The following is a 1,725-nucleotide window of genomic DNA, read 5'->3' as shown; positions in this document are numbered from 1 at the left end:
AATAAAGAGATTCTAGCCCCGTACCATGTCCGGGTGTACATATCTCTGCCTAAGTCATCCGTTCCAAACCAATGACTAGCTGAAGGAGGAAGATTTTGCTCTGTAAAAGAAGCTTTCGTTACACTGTAGGGGGAAGACATAGGACCGAATATAGCCATCACAGCGAGAATGACTAAAAAAAAGAGACCTAGCATGGCCAACTTGTTTTTTACAAGCCTGCGCCAAGCATCATGCCAATAAGAAAGACTCGGCCTTACAACTGCTTCAGCTTCAGATTTCTTTTTTTTCTTTGGCACAAACCACTCATCAGGAATTTGCTTATACTCCTGTTTTTCCAGCACGTTATCCCTCCTTCTTATACAGTTTGATTCGTGGATCAAGTATTCCGTAAGCAATGTCTACTAAAAAAAGCATAATGATGAGAATCGAACTGTAAAAGACCGTCGTGCCCATAATTACCGGATAGTCTCTCGTATTAATACTGTCCACAAAATATTTTCCCATGCCAGGAATAGCAAAGATTTGTTCAATAACAAATGTGCCGGTTAATACGCTGGCCGCAATCGTTCCAAGAACTGTTATAACGGGCATTAAAGCATTTCTAAGCGCATGCTTAAATACAATTTTTACTGGTGAAAGCCCTTTTGCACGCGCTGTTCGAATATAATCTTGAGTTAGTACTTCTATCATACTTGAGCGAGTCAAACGTGCAATAATAGCCATAGGACCTGTGGCAAGAGCTAGAGTCGGAAGAATCATATGTAAAGGGCTCGTCCACGTAGCGGCAGGTAAAATTTTCAAATTAACAGAAAGCTGTTGAATTAACAACGTGGCCATAACAAAATTTGGAACCGACAATCCGATAACTGCTATGCTCATCGCCATGTAATCAATTATTCCATTCCTTCTAAGAGCAGCGATAATGCCTAGTGTAATACCGGAAATTACCGCAAGAATTAACGTCACCATTCCAAGTTCAAATGACACAGGAAACCCTCTTCCTAGAAGGTCGTTAACCGTTTGAGACGGCTGTTTAATGGAAGGACCAAAGTCAAAGGTAACAATGGATTTTAAATAAAGAATATATTGCACAGCTAGCGGCTCATCTAAGTGATAAAATGATTCCAGGTTTTTTTGAACTGCATCGCTTGTCGCTCGTTCTTCATTAAATGGAGATCCAGGAATCGAATGCATTAAAAAGAAGGTTAAGGTCACAATTACCCACAGCGTAACAAGCATGGATAAAAATCGTTTCAGAATATAACTTTTCACCTTTATCCCACCTTCTAACAGAATGTTGTGCGCGTAGCTAATTCAGTCATAACAAGCATGGCCTGATAAGCTTCTAAAATATCTTTTGCTTGAAACCGAACGGTCGTCGTTCCAGGCTCAATTTCTGTTCCCGGCATTAAATGCGCCCACTCTGCTTGACCGTAATTTGCAAATTCTATTCGTAAGGTTGGATGTTTAGGTGGAATTAAAGGTTTAACAAGGTGTTTGTGTTGAATAGCTGCGGCTGTTTTTTCATGAAGTAATTGTTCTGCTTTCTTAGGGGTTAATGTTTTGGCTGCAGAACGTGAAATGGCCTGTTTGACGATAGCAGTCGTCACGTTTGGAATAAGCTGCTGTGCTTCCAGCGCCGTTTGGTCATCACCGGCTACCATTAAAACTGGCACGCCGTAATAGCCTGCGACGTATGCATTGAAGCCTAACTCTCCAATATTC

3 protein-coding genes are annotated in these 1,725 nt (G+C 41.1%); all 3 read right to left on the bottom strand.

The window, feature by feature from the left end:
* Positions 1-341: ABC transporter permease (locus tag AC1DRF_RS26335; RefSeq protein ID WP_477742116.1), on the bottom strand; the 341-nt coding region annotated here is incomplete at its 3' end.
* 1 nt (position 342) lies between these two features.
* Complete coding sequence (locus tag AC1DRF_RS26330) at positions 343-1,272, bottom strand: ABC transporter permease (protein ID WP_013056182.1); 930 nt, start codon at positions 1,270-1,272, stop codon at positions 343-345.
* A 14-nt stretch (positions 1,273-1,286) separates the two neighbouring features.
* Positions 1,287-1,725: M55 family metallopeptidase (locus tag AC1DRF_RS26325; RefSeq protein WP_477742115.1), on the bottom strand; the 439-nt coding region annotated here is incomplete at its 5' end.

It is taken from the genome of Priestia sp. P5_B4 (assembly GCF_056400385.1).
This window is presented reverse-complemented; position numbering and strand designations above follow the sequence as displayed.